The organism is Streptomyces sp. AJS327 (assembly GCF_013450295.1).
GTDB lineage: Bacteria > Actinomycetota > Actinomycetes > Streptomycetales > Streptomycetaceae > Streptomyces.
In genome coordinates, this window is the sequence record NZ_SKBR01000002.1 from 1856822 (window position 1) to 1881525 (window position 24704).

Annotated in this window: 17 protein-coding genes; 6 read left to right on the plus strand and 11 right to left on the minus strand. The window is 73.9% G+C overall.

All coding sequences use genetic code 11. The annotated features are described in order from the left end of the window. Positions 1-22: 22 nt before the first annotated feature. The gene (locus E0L36_RS17225) at positions 23-1270 is read right to left on the minus strand and encodes an MFS transporter (protein ID WP_180929860.1); all 1248 of its coding nucleotides are present in this window, start codon (positions 1268-1270) and stop codon (positions 23-25) included. A gap of 17 nt (positions 1271-1287) precedes the next feature. Between E0L36_RS17225 and E0L36_RS17230 the strand changes: the two genes are divergently transcribed. Next, positions 1288-2529 (plus strand): ROK family protein, encoded by a 1242-nt coding sequence (locus E0L36_RS17230; protein ID WP_180929861.1) that lies wholly within the window; start codon positions 1288-1290, stop codon positions 2527-2529. A gap of 39 nt (positions 2530-2568) precedes the next feature. Here the strand turns inward: E0L36_RS17230 and E0L36_RS17235 are convergent, their stop codons facing one another. The 5 genes from E0L36_RS17235 to E0L36_RS17255 are packed head-to-tail and all read right to left on the minus strand — an operon-like array spanning position 2569 to position 9443. Continuing rightward, complete coding sequence (locus E0L36_RS17235) at positions 2569-4086, minus strand: FGGY-family carbohydrate kinase (RefSeq protein WP_180929862.1); 1518 nt, start codon at positions 4084-4086, stop codon at positions 2569-2571. Continuing rightward, entirely contained in the window at positions 4083-5198 is a 1116-nt protein-coding gene (locus E0L36_RS17240; RefSeq protein ID WP_180929863.1) for a substrate-binding domain-containing protein, read from the minus strand. The genes E0L36_RS17235 and E0L36_RS17240 overlap by 4 nt, the downstream gene beginning before the upstream one ends. Next, positions 5195-6337, minus strand: a complete 1143-nt coding sequence (locus E0L36_RS17245; RefSeq protein ID WP_180929864.1) for an ABC transporter permease — start codon at positions 6335-6337, stop codon at positions 5195-5197. Before E0L36_RS17245 ends, E0L36_RS17240 begins: the two co-directional genes overlap by 4 nt. Beyond that, positions 6334-7968 carry a sugar ABC transporter ATP-binding protein gene (locus E0L36_RS17250; RefSeq protein ID WP_180929865.1) on the minus strand — a complete coding sequence of 545 codons (1635 nt, stop codon included), beginning with the start codon at positions 7966-7968 and terminating at the stop codon, positions 6334-6336. The genes E0L36_RS17245 and E0L36_RS17250 overlap by 4 nt, the downstream gene beginning before the upstream one ends. Positions 7969-8024: 56 nt before the next feature. After that, positions 8025-9443: an L-fucose/L-arabinose isomerase family protein gene (locus E0L36_RS17255; protein WP_180929866.1), complete on the minus strand. Its 1419-nt coding sequence runs from the start codon at positions 9441-9443 to the stop codon at positions 8025-8027. Positions 9444-10117: 674 nt separating this feature from the next. On the opposite strand from E0L36_RS17255, the gene E0L36_RS17260 reads away from it, so the two are divergent. Beyond that, positions 10118-11206: a LacI family DNA-binding transcriptional regulator gene (locus tag E0L36_RS17260; protein WP_180929867.1), complete on the plus strand. Its 1089-nt coding sequence runs from the start codon at positions 10118-10120 to the stop codon at positions 11204-11206. 3 nt (positions 11207-11209) lie between these two features. Here E0L36_RS17260 and E0L36_RS17265 read toward each other — a convergent pair whose 3' ends face one another. Next, on the minus strand, positions 11210-12484 hold the full coding sequence (locus tag E0L36_RS17265) for an MFS transporter (RefSeq protein ID WP_180929868.1): 1275 nt from the start codon (positions 12482-12484) through the stop codon (positions 11210-11212). Between the two features lie 297 nt (positions 12485-12781). Between E0L36_RS17265 and E0L36_RS17270 the strand changes: the two genes are divergently transcribed. Continuing rightward, positions 12782-14428 carry a protein kinase gene (locus E0L36_RS17270; protein WP_180929869.1) on the plus strand — a complete coding sequence of 549 codons (1647 nt, stop codon included), beginning with the start codon at positions 12782-12784 and terminating at the stop codon, positions 14426-14428. A 168-nt stretch (positions 14429-14596) separates the two neighbouring features. Here E0L36_RS17270 and E0L36_RS17275 read toward each other — a convergent pair whose 3' ends face one another. Then, entirely contained in the window at positions 14597-14908 is a 312-nt protein-coding gene (locus E0L36_RS17275; RefSeq protein WP_180929870.1) for a hypothetical protein, read from the minus strand. Positions 14909-15038: 130 nt separating this feature from the next. Between E0L36_RS17275 and E0L36_RS17280 the strand changes: the two genes are divergently transcribed. After that, entirely contained in the window at positions 15039-16217 is a 1179-nt protein-coding gene (locus E0L36_RS17280) for a PLP-dependent cysteine synthase family protein (RefSeq protein WP_374705542.1), read from the plus strand. A gap of 22 nt (positions 16218-16239) precedes the next feature. Here the strand turns inward: E0L36_RS17280 and E0L36_RS17285 are convergent, their stop codons facing one another. Beyond that, positions 16240-16725: an SRPBCC family protein gene (locus tag E0L36_RS17285; RefSeq protein ID WP_180929872.1), complete on the minus strand. Its 486-nt coding sequence runs from the start codon at positions 16723-16725 to the stop codon at positions 16240-16242. Between the two features lie 369 nt (positions 16726-17094). Here E0L36_RS17285 and E0L36_RS17290 point away from each other — a divergent pair, with 369 nt between their 5' ends. Next, positions 17095-19518 (plus strand): hypothetical protein, encoded by a 2424-nt coding sequence (locus E0L36_RS17290; RefSeq protein ID WP_180930081.1) that lies wholly within the window; start codon positions 17095-17097, stop codon positions 19516-19518. Here E0L36_RS17290 and E0L36_RS17295 read toward each other — a convergent pair. Further along, a complete protein-coding gene (locus E0L36_RS17295) occupies positions 19485-21920 on the minus strand; it encodes a right-handed parallel beta-helix repeat-containing protein (protein WP_180929873.1) in 2436 nt (811 codons plus the stop codon). The genes E0L36_RS17290 and E0L36_RS17295 overlap by 34 nt on opposite strands. A gap of 147 nt (positions 21921-22067) precedes the next feature. Continuing rightward, positions 22068-22694 (minus strand): hypothetical protein, encoded by a 627-nt coding sequence (locus tag E0L36_RS17300; RefSeq protein ID WP_219636585.1) that lies wholly within the window; start codon positions 22692-22694, stop codon positions 22068-22070. A gap of 577 nt (positions 22695-23271) precedes the next feature. Between E0L36_RS17300 and E0L36_RS17305 the strand changes: the two genes are divergently transcribed. Then, positions 23272-24681, plus strand: coding sequence for a family 2B encapsulin nanocompartment shell protein (locus E0L36_RS17305; RefSeq protein ID WP_180929875.1), 1410 nt, complete (start codon positions 23272-23274; stop codon positions 24679-24681). Positions 24682-24704: the final 23 nt, after the last annotated feature.

Below are 24704 nucleotides of genomic sequence, written 5' to 3' on the forward strand. Positions count from 1 at the left end.
GGAGGCGAAGGTACCACGCTTGTTACTCGTGGGTAATAGTGGCGCCGGGGGCCACCGCCCGCCGGGCGAGCGCGGAGACGACCGCCGCGAGCCCGGCGAGCAGGGCCACCGTGACCATCGCCGAGCGCAGCGAGTACCAGTCCGCGAGGAAGCCGATCGCGACCGGGCCGAGCAGCATCCCGCCGTAGCCGAGCGTGGAGGCCGCCGCCACCCCGTTCGGCCCGGCGAGGTCCCCGGCGCGGCCGATGGCGATGGGAAAGATGTTGGCGAGGCCGAGCCCGGCGACGACGAAGCCGGTCAGCGCCAGCCAGACGCTCGGCGCCAGCGCCCCGAGTGTCATCCCCACGGCGGCGGTGGCTCCGCCGCCGGTCAACGCGCGGCGGGGGCCGAGTCGTTCGAGCAGCGCGGTCCCGGACAGCCGCCCGACGGTCATCGCCCCCGCGAAGACGGAGTACCCGACGGCGGCCACGCCCGGGCTCGCCTCCAGTTCCTCGGTGAGGTGGAGCGCGCTCCAGTCGGCGAGCGCGCCCTCTCCGTAGGCGGTGCACAGTGCGATCAGGCCGAGCACCGCGACCATCCAGCGCACCCCCCGGAGCGGCTCCGGAGCCGCTCCGGCCGTGGAGGGGCGGGCGGACTCCCGGGCGGCCGGGGCCGGGTGGCGCAGCAGCGGCCGGGCGCCGAACGCGGTGACGGCGAGCCCGACGACCGCCAGCAGCGGCAGGTGCCGGTCGACGGGGAGCCGCCCCGCCAGCAGTCCGCCCAGTCCCGCGCCGAGCATCCCGCCGAGGCTGAACGCGGCGTGGAAGCTGGGCATGACGGGACGGCGCAGCGCCGCCACGAGGTCCACGGCGGCGCTGTTCAGGGCGACGCTGATACCGCCGTACGCCGCGCCGAAGACCAGCAGTACCAGGCCGAGGGTGAGGGCGGAGTGGGTGAGCGGTGGCAGGGCCACGCTGATCCCCAGGAGCAGTGCCGTGGCGACGGTGACCGGATGGTTGCCGAAGCGGTGGCAGAGGCGGCCGGTGACGACCATGGTGACCACGGCCCCGGCGGACACCCCGAGCAGCGCCAGGCCGAGCGCGCTGGAGGAGGCTCCGGTCTGTTCCTTGATCGCCGGAATGCGGACGACCCAGCCTGCGAAGATGAAGCCGTCCAGAGCGAAGAAGACGGTGAGTGCGGCGCGGAGTTGGCGCAGGGCGGGATCGGTGGACGCGGTGGACGTCCGCGGTGGGCCGCCAAGCGCCGACCGTATTTTGTTTAGCTTCGGCACAAAGTGAGAATAGGGGAGTGACCCTGACGCGTACAAGACTTGAGCGGGGCCGCGGTGCCCTCGGCCCCGCGCTGGAACTGGTCCACACCGGCCGGGCGCCCACCCGCGCCGTGCTCACCGCCGAACTCGGCGTGACCCGGGCGACGGCCGGGGCGGTCGCCGCCGAACTGGAGGCGCTCGGGCTGATCAGCGTCGACTCCCGTCCCTCGGCCGCCGTCGGCACCCAGGGGCGGCCCTCGCACCGGCTCGCCGTCGACCCCGACGGCCCGGTAGTCCTGGCGGCGCAGGTGCACGCCGACGGGTTCCGGGCGGCGCTGGTCGGACTCGGCGGACGCCTCGTCGCCACCGTGCCCGGCTGCGGCACCGTCACCGCCGACCCGGAACAGGTGCTGGGCGAGGTCGTGCGCGCGGGTGCCGAGCTGCTGCGGGAGAGCGGACGCCGCTGTGTGGGCGCGGGGCTGGCGGTGCCCTCCGCCGTCGCCGAGCCCGACGGCACCGCGCTCAACCCGCTGCACCTGGCCTGGGAGGCCGGGGTCCCGGTGCGGGAGCTGTTCACCCGCTGCCTGGAACGGGAGGGTGTCCCCGGCCCGTCCGGCCGCGCCGGCCCGGGCGCCACCGCCGCCGGACACGCGGCGAACGACCTCAACCTGGCCGCGCTGGCCGAACACCGGCACGGCGCGGGCCGGGGGGCACGCCACCTGCTCGTCGTCGGCACCGGGCACCGTGGTGTCGGTGGGGCGCTGGTCCTGGACGGGCGGCTGCACACCGGGAGTTCGGGGCTGGCGCTGGAGGTCGGTCACCTGACCGTCGACCCGGCCGGGCGCCCCTGTCACTGCGGAAGCCGGGGATGCCTGGACGTGGAGACCGACCCGCTCGCGCTGCTCGACGCCGCCGGACGCTCCCCGGGCCCCGAGAGTTCCCTGCTGGAGCAGGCCCGCGAGCTGATCCACACCGAGTACGCCACCGACCCCGCCGTGCGCGAGGCCGTCCACACGCTGATCGACCGGCTCGGGCTGGGCCTCGCCGGGCTGGTCAACATCCTCAACCCGGACCGCATCGTGCTCGCCGGGCTGCACCGGGTGCTCGCCGAGGCCGGTGGCGAGCGGCTGGGCGCCGTCGTCGCCCGCCGCAGCCTCTGGGGGCGCGGCGGCGGCGTGCCCGTGCTGCCCAGCTCGCTCGCGCACAACTCCCTGGTCGGCGCCGCCGAGTTGGCCTGGCAGCCGGTACTGGACGATCCGCTGGGCACCCTCGGCGGCTGAGCCCGGCCCGGCGGCGTGCCCGGGCCGGGCCCAGCGGGGTCAGCCCGGCCCGGCAGCGCTCCGGTCGTCCGCCCGCTGCCGCGCGGCCAGGGCGTGCACGGTCTCCCGGGTGGCCGGGTACAGCGTCCGGTAGTGGCCGTACAGCTCCCCGTACACCGCCGCGTGCGCGGGTTCGGGAGCCACCGTGGCCTCGACCGGGTTCCACTCCGCGATGTCCGGACGGCGGGCGGCGCCGACGCCCACGGCCGCGAGGAAGGCGTCCCCGAAGGCCGCGCCGATGGTGTGCCGGGGCAGCCGCTGCTCGCGTCCGGTGACGTCGGAGACCACCTGGGTCCACAGCTCCCGCGCCCCGCCGCCCACCGCGACCAGCCGGTCCGGCGTGCCTCCCGCCTCGCGCATCGCCGCGAGGTGGTGCCGCACGCCGAAGGCGGTCGCCTCCAGCGCCGCCCGGTACAGGTGGGCCCGGCCGTGCCGCAGCGTCAGCCCCGCCACCACGCCGCGCGCCTCCGGATCGAGGACCGGGGTGCGCTCCCCGGCGAAGTACGGCAGCATCAGCAACCCCTCCGCCCCCGGCGGCAGTTGGGCCGCCTCGGCCGTCAGCGTCCCGAAGTCCGCGCCGGTCAGGTCGCGGAGCCAACCCGTCACCGCGCCCGAGGTGGCCATGCCGCCCGCGAGACAGGAGGTGCCCGCGAACACTCCCGCCGTCGACCAGAGGCGCGGGTCGGACACCGGCTCGGGGACCACGTTCACCAGGAACATCGTCGTGCCGTACATCAACATCAGGTCGCCGGTGCCGGTGGCCCCCACCCCGGCCGACTCCGACCAGGCGTCGACCGTGCCCGCGACGACCGGGGTGCCCGCCGGGATCCCGGTGGTCCCGGCCGCCCACGCCGACACCTCGCCCACCACCTCGGCGGGCCAGACCAGTTCGGGCCACTCCAGCCCGGGGGCGATCTCCTCCCGCCACTCCTCGATCCAGCGCCCTTCCCGCAGGTCGTACAGCGGGGCGCACTGGCTGGCCGAGTGGTGGTCCAGGACGTAGGCACCGCCCGTCAGCCGGTGCGCCGCCCAGGAACTGGCCATGTACCAGCGGCGGGTGCGTGCGTAGACTTCCGGTTCGCGCTCGCGCAGCCACTCCAGCTTCGGTCCGACCGCCTGGCTGGTGAGGTCGGAACCGCACCGCTCCAGCACCCGCTCGGCGCCGTACCGGGCGCGCTGCGCGGCGATCTGCTCCCCGGCCCGGGTGTCGACCCCGTAGAGGATCGCCGGGCGCAGCGGCTCGCCCCGGGCGTCGGTGGGCAGCAGGCACGGCCCGATGCCGCTGACACACACCCCCGCCAACTCCGGTCCGTCTGCGAGGAGTTCACGCGCGAGCGCGACGAGGTCGCCCCACCAGACGCGCTCCGCGTCGTGCTCGAACCAGCCCGGGTGCGGGGTGGCGGTGGTGTGCTCGCGTACGGCGCTGGCGACCAGCCGCCCGTCGGACGGGTCGACCAGCACCCCCTTCGACGAGGCCGTGCCGATGTCGATCCCCAGCAGCAGCCCGGCGCGCGTCACCCGAGCTTCCCGCTCATGTCATAGCGCTCGTACACGCGCTCCGCGTTGCCGGACATGATCTCCTCCGTCTTCAGCACCTGCTTCTTCGGTACCTTCTTACCCGACGCCGCCGCGGCCGCGGTTCGCGCGGCCTCCTTCGCGGCCGTCGGGTACAGGTAGGTGGCCAGCAGTTTCCGCTGCTGAACGGCGCGGATACCGCCGCTCGGGATGGCCAGACCGTCGATGCCGAGGAACCGGATCCCCCGCGCCTTCCCCGCCGACTCCGCGGCGAGCTGGGCGCCGATCGCCATGTCGTCGTTGTGCGCGTACACCAGGTCGATGTCCGTGCCGCGCTGGAGCCACTGCTGCATGATCTGGGTGGCGTTGGCGCGCAGCCACTTCGCCTCGCGGTGCGCCACCACCTCGACGCCGTGCCCCTTGAGGGCGTCCTGGAAGCCCCGGTGCCGCTCGATCTGCGGCTGGGCACTGAGCACCCCGCGCAGCTCGGCCACCTTGCCGCCCTTCGGCAGCGCCTTGACCGCGCGCTCCCCGGCCCGCTTGCCGATCGCGTAGTTGTCCCCGCCGATGAACGAGGTGTAGCAGTCGGTGTTGACCGTGCGGTCCAGCACGATCACCGGGATCCTCGCCGCGCACGCCTGCTTCACCGCCGGAGTCAGCGGGGCGGGTTCGTTCGGGGAGACGATCAGCACGTCCACCTTCTGCTGGATGAAGTTCTGCACCTGGCTGACCTGCGTCGCGCTGCTCTGCTTCGCGTCCGCGATGGGCAGCAGCCGCAGCTTGCGGTGCTTGCCCGCGAAGTACTTCAGCTGGAGGTTGAGCTGGGCGCGGTAGGGCTCGGCGTTGTTGGCCTGCGAGTAGCCCACGACGAACTCGTCCTTGTCGCCGCCGCTCGCGCCGTCCCCGCCGGGCGCCTTGGAACTGCACGCGGGGACGGCGGCCAGCGCGAGCACCGTCGCGCCCGCCAGCACCGCCCGCGCGGCCCGGCCCCGCCGCTGGCTACCGGCCCCGGGTCCGGGTCCGTGCCCGGGGCCGTCTTCGGGGGCCGGGGACCGGACGTTCCCGCCCCGGTTCCGGTTCCGCGCCGCGCTCGCGGTGTCCCTGTGGTGCCTCATGCCTGCTTCTCCCTCCGGCGGAGGAGGTCGGGCCGTTGCAGCACCACCGCCACCACGACGATCGACCCCTTGATGACCAGCTGCCAGTTGTCGCTCACCGCGTTCAGCCCCAGCACGTTGTCGAGCAGCGTCAGGATCAGCGCGCCGACGAAGGTCCCCGCGATCGTCCCCTTGCCGCCCGCCAGCGAGGCGCCGCCGATGACCGCCGCCGCGATCGCGTCCAGCTCGTAGGAGGTTCCGGCGAGTGGGTCGGCGGAGGCGCTGTAGGCCGCGTCGATCGGCCCGGCGGTCCCCGCGAGCATCCCGGACAGGGTGAAGACGGCGATGACGACGAAGGTGACGTTCACCCCCGACAGCCGGGCCGCCGTCGGGTTGCCGCCCACCGCGTAGACGTGCCGGCCGAACCGGGTGCGCGTCAGCAGCAGATGGAAGACCACACACACCGCGACGAACGCGAGCACCGGGAAGTAGACGCCCTCCCGGCCGACGAGGGGCAGCCAGGTGCCCTCCAGCACGTTGTGCCCCGGGGTGCCGAGCGACTGGAACGACTCCGACTCCGGGGTGAGCTGACCGTCCGGCCCGGAGACCTGGGTACCCACCGAGACGTTGTCGGACATCTGCCGGTCCAGCCCCCGCGCGATGGAGAGCATCGCCAGCGTCATCACGAACGACTGGATGCGCAGCCACGCGGTGCCGACGCCGTTGACCAGGCCGAACGCGGCCCCCGCCAGCATGCACAGCGGGACGATCTGCCACACCGGCAGCTGCTCGTTGACCAGCAGCAGCGCGGCCGCCATCGAGCAGAACCCCATCAGCGAGCCGACCGACAGGTCGATGCCCGCGGTGAGGATCACCAGCGTGACCCCGACGGCGAGGATGCCCCGCGAGGAGAACGCGCCGACGGCGTTGGTCAGGTTCGTCTCGTTGAGGAAGGTGTCGCCCTTCGTCACGATCCCGATGACGAGGACCAGCACCAGCCCCACACCGCCCTGGAGCGAGCCCAGCGCGGGCAGCGCCCGCCGGACCCCGGCCCACCGCCCGGGCCACCCGCCCCTCTCCGGTGGCCTCTCGCCGTCCGGCGGCCCGTCCGGCGGTTCGGCGTCGGGTGCCGGTTCGGGACCGGGGAGCGTCCGGCTCATCGCCGCTCACCCCCGTCCGCCCGCCCGACGTCCGTGGAGCGGACCCGCTCCACGCGGCCCGTGCCCGGTGGTTCCGCCGCTACGGGGCGCGCCATAGCCGCGCGGAGCAGCGCCTCCTGTTCCGCGCGCGGGCCGCGCGCCGGATCGCGGTGGAACTCGCCGGTGAGCCGCCCCTCGCAGAGCACCAGCACCCGGTCGCACATCCCGATCAGCTCGGGCAACTCGGAGGAGACCGCGAGGATGCCGGTGCCCTCCCGCGCGAGCCGGTCCATCAGCGCGTGGATCTCCGCCTTGGCGCCCACGTCGACGCCGCGCGTCGGCTCGTCCATCAGCAGCAGCCCGGGGCGGGTCAGCAGGCACTTGGCGAGCACCACCTTCTGCTGGTTCCCGCCCGAGAGCCGCCCCACAGGCGTCGCCAGCGACGCCGTCCTGACCCGCAGGTCCCGTACGCGGGCCCGGACCTCGGCGCGCTCCGTGGCCCGGTCCACCGTCAGCCAGGGCCGCCGGTAGCGACGCAGCGCCGACAGCGAGCTGTTGAAGGTGACGGTGGCGCCCAGCACCAGCGACTGCGCCTTGCGGTCCTCCGCGACCAGCGCCATCCCGCGGCGGATCGCGTGCCGGGGGCCGCGCGGCCGGTACGGGTGGCCGTCCAGGGCGAAGGTGCCCTCGACCCGGCGGCCGTAGACGCCGAACAGCGCCTGGAGCACCTCCGTGCGGCCCGCTCCCATCAGCCCCGCCAGGCCGACGATCTCCCCGGCCCGGACGGTCAGGTCGACACCGTGCAGTGGCCTGCCGTCCGGTGGGGCGCAGCGCAGCCCGGTCACCTCCAGCCGAACCGCTTCCCCACCCCGCTGCGCGCCACCGCGCGGGTACAGCTCGGTCAGCGGACGGCCGACCATCATCCGCACCAGCTCCTCCCGGCTGGTCCCGGCCATCGGCCGCTCCCCGACGAAGCGGCCGTCCCGCAGCACCGTCACCGCGTCCGCGATCTCCTCCAGTTCCTCCAGCCGGTGCGAGATGTAGACGACGCCGGTGCCGTCGGCCGTGAGATCCCGGATCACGGTGAACAGCCGCCGCACCTCCGCGTCGGCGAGGGCGGAGGTCGGCTCGTCCATCACCAGCAGCCGCAGGTCACCGGCGAGCGCCTTCGCGACCTCGATCAGCTGCCGCTCCGCGATCCGGCACCGGCCGACCCGCTGGCGCGGCGCGACCTCCAGCCCCAGCCGGTCCAGCAGCCGCCCCGTCCGGCGCTCCATCGCCGCCCGGTCCACGGTTCCCCGCGCGGTCAGCGGCTCCCGGCCCAGGAAGACGTTCTCCGCCACGGACAGTTCGGGCACCAGGTTCAGCTCCTGGTGGATCATCGCGATGCCGTGCGCCCGCGCGTCCTTCGGCCGGCGGATGTCGGCCCGCCGTCCCGCGCACGTGATGGTGCCCGCGTAGCCGGGCTCTGCCCCGGCGAGGATGTTCATCAGCGTCGACTTGCCCGCGCCGTTCTCGCCCAGCAGCGCCATCACCTGGCCGCCGCGCACGGTCAGCCGCACCCCGTCGAGCGCGCGGACGCCCGGAAAGGACTTGACGATATCCCGCATCGCCAGCAACGGCGGTTCCACCGCCGGTTGTTCGTCGGTCATGCTCTCTGGTCCCCGCTTCCCTCGCACTGGCTGCTGACCCCGGAGCGCGGCGCGGGCTAGCGCGCGCCGCCGAACCCGTCGTAGGCGATGTCGAGTTGGGAACAGACCGCGCGCAGCGCCTCGACGTGGTCGCCCGGTACCGCGTGCAGGTGGTTGGAACCGAAGCGGGACAGGAACTCGTCGGCGGAGCAGTCGAGTTCGGCGAAGGCATGCGGCCACTCCCAGGTGGAGGCCCGCATCATCCGCTCGTTGGTCTCGCTGTCGTACTGGGTGAGGGAGCCGCGCGTCACGTGCATCCGGTACGCGGAGTCCGCCCGGGTCAGCCGGGCGAAGGTCATCTCGCCGGGTGCGGCGAGGTGCTGGACGGAGGCACCGCCCGCGGGGAAGTAGAACACCTCCGGCATCAGCGTCACGTGCCGCAGGTTCTCCGCCGGATCGTCCGACCGCGCGGCGTACCAGGTGGTGTGCTGGCCCGAGTTGCACAGGTCCCACACGTCCCGGTCCGCGTGGTAGTGGCGCACGTCGGCGAAGAGCACCGGATCGCCGGTGAGCAGCTTCAGCAACTGCATCGTCAGCGCCCCGTCCATGTCCGCCTCGGTCGCGGTGACATGGGTCTCCTTGGGCCCCTCCCAGTCGTACGGGTCGTTGAGGAACGCCTCTGCCACGTCCATCGTGCAGAAGTTCGCCGTGAGTTCGGGCTGTCCCTTGATCCCGGAGAAGTCGAGGTTCCACTCGTCGATCAGCTCACGCATCGCGTGGTACGAGCGGACCTGCCGTTCCAGCAACTCGGGCGTGAGCCGGTCCCCGTCGTAGAGCACTCCGGCGGTGTGCCGCTCCAGCCACTCGCGGGCGGCGGTGACCCGCCGCTGGGCGACCTGGTCGGCGCGGCGGACGATCTCCCACTGGTCGATCTCCTCGACGTCCACGCCGAACAGCCGCATCCACTGGTCGGTGTTGGCGGTCGCGGTGTACATCCCCATGGGGCGCCCGCCGATCCGGCCGAAGGTGGAGCCGCGCAGCCCGCTCACCGCGGCGCCGACCCGCACCTGCGTCAGGATCCGCTCCCGCACCGCCGGGTCGTCCAGGTCCCCCCAGGCGCGGGTGTGGGTGCGCCCGATCTGGTCGAGGGCGCCGCCCGCGGCGAGCATCCCCACCATTCCGGGGTACTGGGGGTCGATGGTGGACAGCAGCAGCAGGGGCCCGGGGAGGGCGTCCGCGGCCAGCGCGGTGAAGTGCGGGAAGGTCCACACCGCGTAGTGGAGGATCGTCAGGTCCGGATGGTGGTCGGCCAGCCAGCGGGCCTGCGAGGTCGCCAGGGTGTTGCTGCTGACCTGCTCCGGGGCGGTGATCACCTCGTGCCCCGCCTCCCGTAACAGGGCTGCGAGTTGGGTGGCGGAGCGGTCGATGTGCGCGTGGACGTCGCGCCGTACGTAGGCGCGGCCGTCGGAGAGCGGGAGCAGGCCGATACGTGCCATGGATGCGGCTCCTCGGGACGGGGTGCGGGGGTGGGGGAGCACCGGGCCGCACGCGACCGGATGGCGAACGCGCCGGTCCGGCCGGTCGGCTGAGCCCGGTGACGGGTCAACCCGGCGCTCTGGCACCGGCGTTGGCGGGCGGGGGCAGGGACGGGGACGGGGAACGGGCGGCGTCCGGTCGTGCCACGGCGGAAGGGGCGCGGGGCCGGCTCGCGGAACGGGCCGCCGGGCTCCGGGCCGCCGGGCGGGCGGCCTCGCGTGGGTCAGGGACGGTGGGGGCGACGGCCGGAGGTGGACCCACGGACGGCTCGGGACGGGGAACTCCCGGCGGACCGGCCACCCATCCCGCCGCGACCGGCGCTGTTCGCCGGCCTCACCGACCGTCTCAACTCCCCGATGCGCCGGAGCAGTTCGTCGAGCATTCCACGCTCCGTTCTGAAATCGATTTCTCAACTGGCCGCGCGTGAGCACACCCTGGCCATCAGGGCCTGCACGTGCGGTGAACGGGTGGTGCGGAGAGCATCAACGGGGCTCTGCGGGGCCCCTGTTGAAATCCATTTCACGCGAACATAGGGTTCGGTACGCGGGGCGTCAAGAGGTCGGACACGGGCGTCCGCGGCCGGTGCGTGCTCCAGCCGTCCGGGCCCTCCCGCCCCAGAGACCGAAGGAGTCCGGTGGCGACGATCAGCGATGTGGCACGGGCCGCCGGGGTCTCCCCGGCGACCGTCTCCCGGGTCTTCAACAGCGGCCGGGTCACCCCCGAGCGCGCCGAGCGCGTACGCCGGGCCGCGGCCGAACTCGGCTTCTCTCCCAACCGGGTGGCCCGTTCGCTGCGCATCCAGCGGGCCAGCGTCATCGGGCTGCTCATCCCGGATATCGAGAACCCCTTCTTCACCGCCCTGGCCCGTGGCGTGGAGGACGCCGCCCAGCGCACCAACCACTCGCTGGTGCTGTGCAACTCGGACGAGGACGTGCGCAAGGAGAGCCGGTACCTGGAGATAGCGCTGGCCGAGCAGATGGCGGGTGTGATCGTCGCCGCCGCCTCCCGGCGCCGCACCGACCTGTCCGCCCTCGCCGCCCGCGGGATGCCGGTGGTCGCGGTGGACCGGAGACCGCGTTCCGCCGAGGTCGACACCGTGCTGGTGGACAACCAGCACGGCAGCGCGGAGGCCGTCGCCCACCTGCTGGACCGGGGCTACCGCCGGATCGCCTGTGTCACCGGACCGGCGGGCGCCTCCACCTCCGAGGACCGGCTGGCCGGATATCGCGCCGAACTGCTGGACGCCGGGGTGGCCGAGGAGTGGATCCGGGCCCACACCCGGCACGCCGACTTCCGTGAGGAGGGCGGCTACGCCGCCATGAGGGAGCTGCTGGCTCTCCCCGTCCCGCCGGACGCGGTGTTCGTGGCGAACAACCTCATGACCGTCGGCGCCCTCCGGGCACTGCGCGAAGCGGGCGTCGAACCACCGGAGTTCGGCATCCTCTCGTTCGGCGACGTGCCCTGGGCCTCGCTCGTGCGGCCCCCGCTCACCACCGTCCACCTCCCGGCTTACGAACTCGGGGTGGCCGCAGCGGAGTTGCTCCAGGAACGGATCGCGGGCTCCGGGGAGCCGCTGCGGACCGTGGTGCTCCGTACCGCGCTGCGGCCCCGGAGCAGCACCGCCGGACCCGACCCGGACGACTGGCCCGCCGAATCCCCCGCCGCCCGGCGCGACGGGCAGGACGACGCGCCAGTCACCGTACGGCGCGGGGAAGATGAGTGAACGTCAGGTCAGGGAGCGGCCCCGAGTCTCGGGCAGCCCGAAGAGCGCGGCGACCGCCAGCGCGTAGCCGAGCGCGCCGAAGGTCAGCGCCCCGGCCAGCCCCCAGCCGTCGCTGAGGAAGCCGACCAGCGAGGGGAAGACCGCGCCCACGGCCCGGCCCACGTTGTAGGTGAACCCCTGCCCCGTGCCCCGGAGTTCGGTCGGGTACAGCTCGCTCAGGAAGGCACCGAAACCGCTGAAGATGGCGGAGGTGCAGAAGCCCAGCGGAAAGCCCAGCAGCAGCACCAGGGTGTCCGCGCCCTCCGGCACGAGCGTGTAGCTGACGATCGCCACCGCCGAGAACACCGCGAACAGGGCGATGTTGGCCCGGCGTCCGAGCCGGTCGGTGAGGTGACCACCCGTCAGGTAACCGGTGAACGCGCCGGAGATGAGGAGGAACAGGTACCCGCCGGTGCCCACCACCGACAGGCCCCGCTCCGTCTTGAGGTACGAGGGCACCCAGGTGGCCAGCGTGTAGTAACCGCCCTGCACCCCGGTGGACATGAGCGCCGCGTACAGCGTGGTGCGGCGGTGTGGTGGCGCCAGGATACGGCGCAGGGTCCCCGCGCCGCCCCGCGCGCGCCGCTGCCGCTCGGCGGCGGGCGCGTCCTCCACCCGGCGGCGGACGTACAGCAACAGCAGTCCGGGCAGCGCCCCCGTCCAGAACAGCACCCGCCAGGCGAGGCTCTCGTCCACCAGCGCGAAGACCAGCGTGTAGGCCAGCACCGCGCAGGCCCAGCCGACCGCCCAGGAGCTCTGCACCACGGCGACCGTGCGTCCCCGGTACCGGGAGCTGGTGTACTCGGCGACGAGGATCGCCCCCACCGCCCACTCGCCGCCGAACCCCAGCCCCTGGAACGCCCGGAGGACCAGCAGTGTCTCGTAGTTCGGCGCGAAGCCGCAGAGCAGGGTGAAGACCGCGTACACCGCGACGGTGAGCATCAGCGTGCGCACCCGGCCGATCCGGTCCGCGAGGATCCCGGCGAGCACCCCACCGAGCCCGGAGACCACCAGCGTCACCGTCGTCAGCAGCCCGGCCTCACCGCCCGAGAGGGCGAAGTAGCTGGTGATGGCGGCCAGCGAGAGCGGGAGCACCTGGAAGTCGTAGGAGTCCAGGCCGTAGCCGCCGAACGCGCCGTAGAAGGCGCGTCTGCCGCGGGGGCCGAGTTCGCGGAACCAGCCGGTACCGGGGGTGTCCCCGGAGGGCTTCGAGGGAGGGGACTCGGGAGTCGTGCCCACGGCACCTCCGGGAGCCGGGAGTGCGGACACCGGGAGCGGACGCCCCGGGGAAGCCGAGCCCGCCCACGGTAGCGGTGCCCTCCGCCACCGGACAACCCCGGAACCCGCCGCCAACCACCTTGCCCCGCAGGCGAGTTGGGATCTGGACGGGTGGCGGTCGCCCGCACGGCACCGCCGCCCGGGCCCCGCCGACACGGCACCGGCCCTCCCCCGCGCGAGGGTACGGCGGACCACCCTCCGTCCGCGCGCGGTGAGGTTGTACGCTCACACGGCGCGACGGGGGAGGAGAGGCGAGGTATGAATCCGCTGGAGGCAGAGGATCCGGCGTGGATCGGCAGCTACCGGCTGCTCGGACGGCTCGGCAGCGGGGGCATGGGCGAGGTCTTCCTCGGGCGCTCCGGTGACGGGCGGTTCGCCGCGATCAAGGCGGCGCACGCCCAACTGGCCCACGACGCGGACTTCCGCCGCCGGTTCACCCGCGAGGTCGACGCCGCCCGGAAGGTCGGCGCCCGGTTCACCGCCGCCGTCATCGACGCGGACCCGGGGGCCCGGCGGCCCTGGCTGGCGACCGAGTACATCCCCGGCGTCTCCGTCACCGACGCCGTGGCCGCCGACGGTCCGCTGCCCGAAGCCGCCCTGCGGGGACTGCTCGCCGGAGTCGCCGAGGCGCTGGACGCGATCCACGGCGCCGGTCTGGTGCACCGGGACCTCAAGCCGTCCAACGTGCTCCTCGCCGACGACGGCCCGCGCGTCATCGACTTCGGCATCGCCCGCTCCGTCGAGCACTCCCAGATCACCCGGACCGGCCAGGCCCCCGGCACCCCCGGCTACATGGCACCCGAGCAGCTGCGCGGCGGCACGGTCGGCCCGCCGACGGACGTCTACGCGCTCGGCGCCACCCTGGTGTTCGCCGCCACCGGTGACGGGCCCTTCGGCCACGGCGACCCCCTCGCCATGATCTACCGCACCATGGAGGACGAGCCCCAACTCGACGGGCTGCCCGAGTCGTTGCGGGAGACGGTGAACCGCTGCCTGGCGAAGGACCCCGCGCTGCGCCCGGAACTGGCCGAGCTGCGCGCCGGGTTCGCCGTCCCCGACGAGGTGCGCGAGCGCCGCTGGCTGCCCCCGGCGATCACCACGATGGTGACCCGGCCGGTCGTCCCCCCGGAGGCGCTGACCCCCGGCGGCGGCCCCCTGACGGGGCCGGGCGAGGGCTTCGGCCCGGCGCCCATGATGCAGCCGCCCGCCACCCCCTGGTACGGAACCCCGGGGCCCACCCCCGCCGCCGTGCCGCCCCCGTCCGGCGGCGCCGGACGCGGGAGGCTGTCCCGTCGCGCCGTCCTCGGCCTCTCGGCCGGGATCGCCACCGTCGCGGTGGGCGGCGGTGGCGCCTTCGCACTCTGGGAACGGGACAGCGAGGGCGGCGGCGACGCGAAGGCCAAGGGGAACGGCGACGGCGAGAGCCTGGAGACCGGAACCCCGGCCGAGGAGGGCCAGCCCGAGCGCACCGGCCCCGCCAGCGCGAAGCTACCGGCGATCACCGCGGGCAAGAAGTTCGGGCAGCGGCCGACCGTCGCCGCCACCTCCGGCGCGGCACCGACCGACATTGTCTCCCGCACCCTGATCAAGGGCACCGGCAAGACGGTCAAGGCCGGTGACCACCTCAAGTGCCACTACGTGCTCCAGTTCTGGGACACCGGCAAGATCCTGGACGCCTCCTTCAAACGCGATGGTCCCGAGGTGTTCCAGCTGGGCATCGGACAGGTGCTGCGCGCCTGGGACGCCACCCTGGTCGGCAAACGCGCCGGGAGCCGCGTCGAGTTCACCGTCCCCCCGGAGATGGGCTACGGCCGGGAGGGGAGCGAGGCGACGGGGGTGAAGGGCGACGACACGCTGCTGTGCGTCGTCGACATCGTGGAGGTCATCAAGGTGCGCGAGGAGTAGCCCCGCCCGCCGCCGGGCCGCGCGCTCAGGGCCCCGGCCGCCGCGGACACCCGGGCACGCGGAAGGCCCGGCGGGCGCCCGGACTCGGCCCCGGCGCCACCACCGGTGGGGCCCGGCCGCTCGGCCCGCGCCGGGGCGCGTCCGGCCCGCCGACGCCGGGCACCGGATTCAGCGGCCGAGGACGCCGCGTTCCGCGTCGGCCTTGGCCCGCGCGGTGCGGATGGCGTCGAGCAGCCCCTCGCGGTGGCCGAGGGCGAAGCGCAGCACGTACCGGCTGCCGTCCATCGTGGCCAGCGCGTAGTCGCGGACGCCGTATCCGCTGACGCGCACCCGCTCCAGCGGGGCGCTGTCGATCTCACTGCCGTAGCTGGTCTGGAGCACGAGTTTGCCCTCGCGGACGAGGACGTTCCCGGCCCGGGTGAGGGAGCGCAGCATCCGGCGTATCTCCACCCCCGCCACATCGAAATCCGGCTCCGCCACAGTCGACCGCCTCCCACCTTGTCCATGCCGTTTCCGGCTTCCCCACACGGCCGCGGGTTCCGGGCCATGTCCCATTCCGCAGTGTGCCTGCGTCCGGGCCCGAGTGCCAGACCGCCCTATGATCGGCTTCGTGAGCACCCCAGAACCACCCCGGGAGACCGTCGACTGGCAAGCCGTCGCGCACCGGATCCCGGCGCGGTGCGGCGCCGCCGCCCCCACCCTCGACGTGGACCGCGGCGACCCGGCCGACCGCGCCTGGCTCCGCGAGGCCGTCCGCCGGGTCCAGGCCGACGGCAACCGGAGCGCGGACACCCACCTGCTGGCCTTCCCGCTCCCCGAGCGCTGGGGCGTCGACCTCTACCTCAAGGACGAGTCCACCCACCCCACCGGCAGTCTCAAGCACCGGCTGGCCCGCTCCCTCTTCCTCTACGCGCTGTGCAACGGCTGGATCCGCCGGGGCCGCCCCGTCATCGAGGCGTCCAGCGGTTCCACGGCGGTCAGCGAGGCGTACTTCGCACGGCTGATCAACGTGCCCTTCGTCGCCGTGATGCCCCGCACCACGAGCGCGGAGAAGACCCGGCTCATCGAGTTCCACGGCGGCGAGTGCCACCTGGTGGACGACCCGGCCGCGGTGTACGAGGTGGCCGCCGCGCTCGCGCGGGAGACCGGAGGCCACTACCTGGACCAGTTCACCTACGCGGAACGGGCCACCGACTGGCGTGGCAACAACAACATCGCGGAGTCCGTCTTCGAACAGCTGCGCTGGGAGCGGTACCCGGAACCGGCCTGGATCGTCGCCACCGCCGGAACCGGCGGCACCTCCGCCACCCTCGGCCGGTACATCCGCTACCAGCGGTACGAGACCCGGGTCTGCGTCGCGGACCCGGACAACTCCTGCTTCTTCGACGGCTGGGTACGCGACGACCCGGGCGCGGTCAGCGCGCACGCCTCCCGCATCGAGGGCATCGGCCGCCCCCGGATGGAGCCCAGCTTCGTGCCCGGTGCCATCGACCGCATGATGAAGGTGCCGGACGCGGCGAGCGTCGCCGCCGTCCGCGCGCTGGAACGGCACACCGGACTGCGGGCCGGGGGATCCACCGGCACCGGTCTGTGGAGCGCCCTGCTGATCGTCGCCGAGATGGCCGAGCAAGGCGAGACCGGCAGCGTCGTCACGCTCCTCTGCGACCCGGGCGAGCGCTACCTCGACAAGTACTACTCCGACGCCTGGCTCGCCGAACAGGGCCTGGACATCGGGCCGTTCACCGCCGCCATCGAGACCCTGCTGGAGACCGGGGCCGCCCCGCGCTGAGCGCGCGGCGCGCCCCACGCGCTCAGCCCTCCCGGGCCAGCAGCCGGTCGAGGTCGCGCATCGCCCGCCGGAAGCTGAGCCGCAGCGCCGGGCCAGCGGAGCGCATCAGGGCGCGGGCGACCACGCCGCCGTCGAGCCCGATCGTCCACCACACCCGGGTGCCGCCGTCCGGCGCCGGGGACAGGTGCCAGTCCTCCGCCAGCGCCCGCAGCCCCGGCGCGTTGGCGGTGTCCACGCGGTACGCGTACCGTTCGTCCGGCCGCTCCACCAGCACCGTCTCGGCGAAGTCGCCGCCGCCCCGCAGCCGCACCCGCCGCCCCCGGCGCTCCCCGTCCCGCTCGGCGGTCACCGAGGTCACCGCGCCGAACCAGCGCGGCCAGCCCTCCGGCTCCTCAGCCAGCGCGTGGTAGACCCGGGACGGGGGAGCGGAGAGCGCGGTACTGAAGGCCAGCCGCAGCTGGGCGCTCCCCACGAAGTCGGGCCCCACCGCTCGCAGTTGGTATCGCATCCGAGTGACTCCTCACGCCGCCACGGTCGTTCCGGAGCGCCGGACCGGACTCCACCGCGCTGCCGGGGGAGGGGCACCGGCGCGCGAGCGCTCCCCGGCACGGGCACACCGGCGCGCGTGCCCCCTCCCCACCGGCGCCGCGAGTGTCCGGCACCGGTCACCCCCGTGGGCTTCGCCGCCCCCAAGTGCCCCCGCGCGCCCGCCAGTCGCGGGAACCCGGGCCGGTGCCGGCGCACCGTGTGCGCCGAGCGTGTCACGATTGTGCCGCAGGCGTGCACGTCCCCTCCCCGGGGGATGCGAGACGGGCCGGGCGCCGCGATGCTGTACGACGTTCGCTGGTTCACACACGGGGAGAGCGGGGACCACGACATGCGGGCGAAGCAGACGGCCGAGCGACGCGGACTGTCCCTGGAACTGCTGGTGCACGGGGTCGGTGGCACCACACCACAGGAGATGCTCGGCGACCCACGCACCACACGCGTCACCGGCGACCACACCGCCGCCATCCACCGGCGGGGCGAGGACGCCGACGCGGAACAACGCCCCCGCGACTACGCGGAGAAACCGGTCCCGGAGGCGTACTGCTGGTCCAACCTGACCTCCGGCAACAGCGCCCGCGCGCTCTGGCTCCTGCTGCTGCCCTTCATGGTCGTCAACCTCGCCCACTGGATGCGCCCCGACTCCGGCACCGGCAGCGCGGGCCCCGGCAGCCGCGCCGTCCGGGCGCACGGGCTGATCGTGCGGCTGCTGGCGCTCAGCCTCACCGTGTTACTCGTCGCCGGGGCCTGCGAGGTCGCCCTCGACCTCGTCGCCTGGCAGTGCGCCGGCAACCCCGAGTGCACCCGGGACCGCGCCTGGCTCGGGTTCCTGACCCAACACCCCGAGGGCGGCGGCTGGTGGAGTCAGCCCGGACGGCGCCTGGCGCTGGCCGCGCTGCTGCCCGCCGCGCTCACCGCCCTCATGTGGTGGCTCTCGCACCGCACCTGGAGCGCCTACGAGTCGCAGCAGCCCCTGCGCCGCCCCATCGCCGAGGACGAGCCCGCCGCCAACGGCCGCCCCGCGCTCTGCCTGCCGGGGTTCTGGTACGGCCGCCGGCTGGTGAGCAGGCTCCGCGCCGCGCACACCGCCGCCGGGTTCCTCACCGTCGCCGCCGCACTGACCGCCGCCGCCACCCGCCACGACCGCGAACCCGGCGGCCCCGCCGCGCTGGACGTCCTCGGCTGGGCCCTGGCCACCGTCATCCTCCTCGGCGCCTGCGGCGTCGTGTACGTCGTCTGCCGCCGGGGCAGCAAACAGAGCGAACCGGACGACCGCGTCGACCGGTTCGCCGTGCGCGCGCTGCCCGGCGCCGCCATCGCGGTCGCGGGCCTCGCCGCGGTCTACGCCTGCTGGTCCCGGCCCGGCTGGGCCTCCGGCGCCACCCTCCCCGGCGACGAGACCTTCGGGGTGCTCGCCGTCGTCCAGGGGGCCCTCGCCGCGGCCCTCGCCGTCACCGGACTCCTGCTCTACCGCGAGCGCCGCGTTCCGCGCACCGCGCTGACCGGCCTCGCCCCCGCCGCCGTCGCGATGCTCGCCTGCGGCCTCGGCGGGCTGATGACCGGCGGCGTCGCCCAGCGCGTCGGCGACTGGCTGGACGGCTCAGGCTCCGACGGGCTGATCGCCGGACCGCCCGTCCTGCTCACCTGGCAGGCGTCCGCCATCCCCGTGCTGCTGCTGGTCGTCCTCGCACTGCTGGGCTGGTTCTCCTTCCAGCTGGTGCGCCGCGCTCAGCGGCTCCGCGAGCAGGTCGACGCGGACTACCCGGGCGAACTGCCCGACGAGTCCCGCTCCCGGCGGATCGGCGGGGCCATAGCGCGCGCCGAACTGACCGACCGCGCCCCCTGGCTGGTGGGGACCGTCGCGCTGATAGCGCTGCTGCTCGGCGGCGTCGCCGTGCTGGGCACCCTCCTGACCGGGAAGACCCCCGGCGGCGCGGCCGACGGCGCTCCCGCCCTGATCGACGGCGCCGCCGACACCGTGCAGGCGCTCGGCTCCTGGATGATCGGCTTCGCCTTCCTCGCCTTCCTCACCTGGGGCCGCCGCGCCTACCGGGACGCCTCCGCCCGCCGCACCATCGGCATCCTCTGGGACGTCGGCACCTTCTGGCCGCGGGCCGCCCACCCCTTCGCTCCGCCCTGCTACGCCGAGCGCGCCGTGCCCGACCTGGCGTGGCGGATGGCCACCTGGACCCGTCAGCAACCCGGCGGACGGCTCGTCATCTCCGGCCACTCGCAGGGCAGCGTGCTCGCGGCCTCCGCGGCCTGGCAGCTCGACCCCGTCACCCGGCGGCAGATCGCGCTGCTCACCTACGGCTCCCCGCTGGAGCGGCTCTACGGCCGCTGGTTCCCCGCCTACTTCGGCCCGGCCGCGCTCCGCACGCTGCACGGCGACGTCGACTGCTGGCGCAACCTGTGGCGGTCCACCGACCCCATCGGCGGGGCCGTCCTGCCCGGCCACGACCACCCGGGAGGCAGCTGCCGGGTCGACCAGGGCCCGCTACGCGACCCCCTCGTCTACGGACGCACCGACGCCCACCCGCTCCCCGAGCCGATCCTCGGCCACAGCGACTACCAGGCCGACCCGGCGTTCGGCGCGGCGCGCGACGCCCTGCTCGCCCACCTGACCCCGCCCACCGAGGCCGCCGGTCAGCTCCCCGCCCAGGAACGGCGGGACGCCGACGGTGACCGGGCGGCGGAGCCGGGGGAGTGGGAGGGACCGGCTCAGGGGGAGAGCGGCGGCAGGTCCTCCGGGTAGAGCAGGGTCAGCTCGTCGGTGCCCGGATCCGGCAGCTGGGCGACGCGGCCCGCGTGCCGCTCCACCATCGCCTCGAACACCTGCCGGGCCGTCCGGCCGTTGCCGAACGTCGGCCCCTTGGGCAGCGTGGTGAAGTGTTTCAGCAGCGCCTCGTCCGTGCCCTCGGCGAGCCGGTACTCGTGCTCCTCGGCCTGCTGGCCGACGATCCGCAGCAGCTCCTCCGGCGCGTAGTCGGCGAAGGTGATGGTGCGTGAGAACCGGGAGGCCACACCGGGGTTGGCGGCCAGGAAGCGCTCCATCTCCGCGGTGTACCCCGCGACGATCACCACGACCTGCTCGCGGTTGTCCTCCATCAACTTGACCAGGGTGTCGATGGCCTCGCGGCCGAAGTCCCGGCCCGAGTCCTCCGGCGCCAGCGCGTACGCCTCGTCGATGAACAGCAGCCCGCCACGGGAGCGTTCGAACGCCTCCTGGGTACGGATCGCGGTGGAGCCGATGTGCTCGCCCACCAGGTCGACCCGTGAGACCTCCACGAGGTGCCCGCGCTCCAGCACCTCCAGCGAACGCAGGATCTCCCCGTAGAGCCGGGCCACCGTCGTCTTGCCGGTGCCGGGGGAGCCGGTGAAGACCAGGTGCCGGTGGACCGACGCCGCCTTCAGACCCGCCCGCTGGCGCCGCCTGCCCACCTCGATCATGTCGGTGAGGCTGCGCACCTCCAGTTTCACGCTCTCCAGGCCCACCAGCGCGTCGAGTTCCCCCAGCACCTCCTTCGAGGGCCGGGTGGGCGGCGCCTCGGGAGCCGCCGCCCCGGTCTCCCGCGGCGCCACCGGCTGCTGGGCCGCGGCCACCTGCCCCGACGGCCGCGCGGTCACGGTGGCGGTGGCCGTCTCGACCGGACCGGCGGAGGGCTGCCGGGGCTCACCGCTCACCGGAGTGCCGCTCTCGTCGCTCACGCAGTCCTCCACCACCGGCCCCGACTCGGCGAACTCGTAACCGCCGCGCGCGCACCGCTCGGTGCGGCAGCGGCGCAGCGTCGTGGGACAGCCGTCTATGACGTGGAAGCCGTACCCCCGAGAGCGGGTGACCCGGCAGTTGTGGAAGGTGCCGCGCCCCTCGGCCGACACGTAGAACCCGGCCTCGGACGGGGCGCTGACCGTGCAGCGCTCGATCGTCGGATCGGCGCCCTTGGTGACGATGACACCGGTCGCCGTGTCGTCGATGGTGCAGGCGGCGAGGGTGCCGCTGCTGCCGTGGTCCCGGAACCAGGCGCCGGTCGTGGCCTGGCTGATGCGGCAGTCGTCCAGCTGCACGGCACCGCCGTCGCTCACCGAGACGGCGGTGCCGCGCACCTGGCTGAGGTCGCTGTCCACCACGTCCGCCCGGGACCCGCGGTCCAGGACGAACAGCGCGTCCGGCACCGTGTGCACCCGGCAGGTGTCCAGGACGGCGGTGGCGCCGTCGCTGACCCAGACGGCCGGATAGTCGCCCGAACTGTCGTGGATCTCGCAGCCGTTGGCGTCGGCGCGGGTGCCCGGATCCCAGACGGACAGGCCGTTCCGGCCGAAGCGGCGCACCGTCGACCGGGTCAGCGTGAGCACCGAGCGGGACCGCAGATCGACCGCGTTCTCCGTGGTGTCGTGGATGTCGCAGTCCGCCAGCGTGAGCACCGCGTCGCTCTCCAGCGTGACGCCGTCGGCCGAGGTGCGATGCACCTGACAGTCGGTGAGCTGGCCGTTCGCGCGGGCGGCGACCCGCACCCCGCTGCCCTTGATCTCGTACACCTCGCAGCCCACCGCCTCCGCCGAACTGCCCTCGCCGTGCAGCGAGATGCCCGCGCCGGAGGCGTGGTGCACCCGGCAGCGCTCCAGCCGTGGATGCGCGCCGTCCCGCACCGCGATACCGGACTGCCCCGCGCTGACCACCTCACACTCGGAGAACAGGCCACCGGAGCCGCCGGACAGACTGATCCCGAGGCCCGCCGGATTGTCCACCGCGCAGCGCCGCACCATCGGACGGGCGGCGCCGCGCACCTCTATCCCCGCCGCCGAGCGGGTCACCACCCGCAGCCCCGTCAACTCCGGGGCACAGTCCTCGACCAGCAGCGCGGGCGCCGCTGAGTCCTGCCCCTCCACCTGGAGGTCGCGCACGGTCGCCGCCGAGCGCAGCGTCAGCGCCGCGCCCTCCGCCGGGGCGATGCGCACCGGGCCGCCGGAGCGCTCGGTGCCGCGGAGCGTGACCGCGCGCTCTATGACGACGTTCTCCCGGTAGGTTCCGGGACTGATGGTGAGCACGTCACCGTCGGCCGCGGCCTCCAGCGCGGCGGAGAGGGAGGCGTAGTCCCCCGTACGGCGTCGCCATCGCGACGCTCCGGCGTATGTCACCTGGACCGAGCCCTGTGCCATCGAGTGCTGTGCCCCAACCTCGTGCGATCCGCGCTGTCTTGCCGCCCTGCCGAACTGCCGGCCGACCCACCGTAGCGTGCGCCGGGAGGCGTGGCCGACGGCGGCGGTCAGCCCCTTCCCGGCGGACGAACCGCGTTGGAGGGCAGGTCAGTTGCTGCTGCCGGTGCGTCCCCAGTCCGGTCCGATCCGCCGCCACTCCGCTTCCCACCGCGCGTACCGCCCGCGGAGCAGGTTCCGCACGGCCAGCCGCCGCCCCGCCTCGACGGTCGCGACCATCGCCGCGGTGATGGCCACTCCGGCCAGAGCCGCGTGCGAGGTGGCGCTGCGCTCCTCCATCGGCCGTCCCACCGGACGGCCACGACTGTCCGTCCACATCCGGAACCGCTCGCCGGGGTGGACGACGTGATGGAGAGTCACCGTACCCGAACGGCGCGTGCCGTCCGGCACCGGCCAGCTCGCGGTGACCCGAAGCCGGGGCTTCTGCCCGTCAGGGGAGCCGTAGTCGGACTCGGCGTCCCGTGGATCCTCGGGCTTGGCCGGGGACTCCTGCGTCACCTGCTCGGCGACGGCCGCCACCACCCGGCGTTCCAGACGCTGTTCGCGCATGTCGGCCAGGAGCGCCGAGCGGACCTGGCCGGCGCCGAACCAGCCAGCGAGCGGCGCCGCCACCACGACCAGCAGCACGGCGCAGCAGGTGAGCCACGCCTCGTGCCGGTCGCTGGCGCGGCAGAGCGGGTTGCCGCGCCAGCGCCAGAGCCCCGTGATAACCCGCACCACTTCCGCCCCCTCGCCCCGTTCGTCCCCGTCGCCCGCTGGGCGCGGCTCTCTCGGTGCCGCACCCGGTGGACTCGCCCCGTCGACGGGAGCCGCCGGATGCCGCGCGCCGTTCCTTCCCGAACCGGCGGCGTGCGTGAAGACACCTGGGAGCGGCCGGTGTTCGGACCGTGGCGGTGCCCGGTGATTCCCTGCCGGGAGTTTAACTACTCGCGGTCCGCCGCGGGCTCTGACCTCCTGTTCGAGTACGGGTTCCGGCCACGGCGCGGGGTGGACCGGGGCTGGGGAGGCGGGGAGATCGGTGGCCGCCGGGTGTGCGCCTCCGCCGTGCCACCGTGATCCGGTTCGTGCGCCCGTGTGGCACACCTTGCGCACGGTGAGAAGTACGCGCTTTCTGCTCACCGAAAGTGAGGGGTGGCGCCCCGATTACCCCGCTCGTTCCTCCGCCATTCCCTGTTCCGGTCTCTCTTTCGAGCGATTGCTTGTGATCCAGGCGCCGGTCTAGCTTCCTTGGCGCGGTCGACCGGAATTCCCCTTCGTATTCGTATTCATACATCCACGGTGATTGGCGGTATCCATGACGACAGCGGCCGAGCGGCAATCCGAGAGCGGGCCCGGGCAGAGTCAGCTCAGCCTTGCCACGGGCGCGGCGCGCAATCTCACCACGACCACCAAGACGCAGCCGCAGATGCAGGGGATCACCTCCCGCTGGCTGCTCAAGGTCCTTCCCTGGGTGCGCACCTCAGGTGGAACGTTCCGCGTGAACCGGCGGCTGAGCCACACCCTCGGGGACGGCCGGATCGAGTTCCACTCCACCGGCTCCGAGGTCCGGGTGATCCCGCTGGAGCTGTCCGAACTCCCGCTGCTGCGCGGCTTCGACGACCGGCTGGTGCTGGAGGTCCTCGCCGACCGCTGTACACAGCGGGACTTCGGCCCGGGCGAGGTCATCGCCGAGTCGGGCGCGGCGGCCGGGGAGCTGATCCTGGTGGCACACGGCAAGCTGCGCGAGACCGGCCGCGGCCGGTATGACGAGGAGTCCGTCATCGGCGTGCTGGCCGACGGCGACTACGCCGGACACGAGGTGCTCACCGGGGAGCGCACCCACTGGGACACCACCCTCACCGCGCTGACCAGCGGCACCGTTCTCACGCTGCCCCGCGCCGAGTTCGAGCGGGTGGTGGCCGAGTCCAGCGGTCTCCGCGCCCATCTGGAGGCGGCCTCCAGCACCACCCCCGGCAACCGCACCGAGGACGGCGAGACCGCCATCGACCTGGCTTCCGGGCACGTGGGGGAGCCGGAGCTGCCGGGGACCTTCGTCGACTACGACCTGGCGCCCCGGGAGTACGAGCTGAGCGTGGCGCAGACGGTGCTGCGGGTGCACTCGCGGGTGGCCGATCTGTACAACGACCCGATGAACCAGGTGGAGGAGCAGCTGCGGCTGACCATCGAGGCGCTGCGGGAGCGGCAGGAACACGAGATGGTCAACAACCGGGAGTTCGGCCTCCTGCACAACGCCGACATGAAGCACCGCGTGCACACCCGGTCCGGTCCGCCCACCCCCGACGACCTCGACGAGCTGCTGGCCACCGTCTGGAAGGAACCCAGCGTCGTCCTCGCGCACCCCAAAGCGATCGCCGCCTTCGGCCGGGAGTGCAGCGCCCGTGGCCTGTACCCCGCCGCCACCGAGATCAATGGGCACGCGGTGCCCGCCTGGCGCGGCGTGCCCATCCTGCCCTGCAACAAGATCCCGGTGACCCGCGACGGCAGCAGTTCCATGCTGGCCCTGCGTACCGGGGAGAAATCCCAGGGCGTTGTCGGGCTCCATCAGACGGGAATTCCCGACGAATACCAGCCCGGCCTCTCCGTGCGTTTCATGGGAATCAACGACAAGGCCGTCATCTCGTATCTGGTGAGCGCCTACTACTCCGTCGCCGTACTGGTTCCGGACGCTCTCGGAATTCTGGAGGACGTGGAAGTCGGGCACTGACGGCCCCGCGGGTCCGTACTCCA

Excerpts from the sequence above, each read along its gene's own strand:
- E0L36_RS17240 (WP_180929863.1), bottom strand. The coding sequence starts at position 5,198 with ATGAGGCACCACAGGGACACCGCGAGCGCGGCGCGGAACCGGAACCGG.
- E0L36_RS17245 (WP_180929864.1), bottom strand. The coding sequence starts at position 6,337 with ATGAGCCGGACGCTCCCCGGTCCCGAACCGGCACCCGACGCCGAACCG.
- E0L36_RS17250 (WP_180929865.1), bottom strand. The coding sequence starts at position 7,968 with ATGACCGACGAACAACCGGCGGTGGAACCGCCGTTGCTGGCGATGCGG.
- E0L36_RS17255 (WP_180929866.1), bottom strand. The coding sequence starts at position 9,443 with ATGGCACGTATCGGCCTGCTCCCGCTCTCCGACGGCCGCGCCTACGTA.
- E0L36_RS17270 (WP_180929869.1), top strand. The coding sequence starts at position 12,782 with ATGAATCCGCTGGAGGCAGAGGATCCGGCGTGGATCGGCAGCTACCGG.
- E0L36_RS17285 (WP_180929872.1), bottom strand. The coding sequence starts at position 16,725 with ATGCGATACCAACTGCGAGCGGTGGGGCCCGACTTCGTGGGGAGCGCC.
- E0L36_RS17290 (WP_180930081.1), top strand. The coding sequence starts at position 17,095 with ATGCGGGCGAAGCAGACGGCCGAGCGACGCGGACTGTCCCTGGAACTG.
- E0L36_RS17295 (WP_180929873.1), bottom strand. The coding sequence starts at position 21,920 with ATGGCACAGGGCTCGGTCCAGGTGACATACGCCGGAGCGTCGCGATGG.
- E0L36_RS17305 (WP_180929875.1), top strand. The coding sequence starts at position 23,272 with ATGACGACAGCGGCCGAGCGGCAATCCGAGAGCGGGCCCGGGCAGAGT.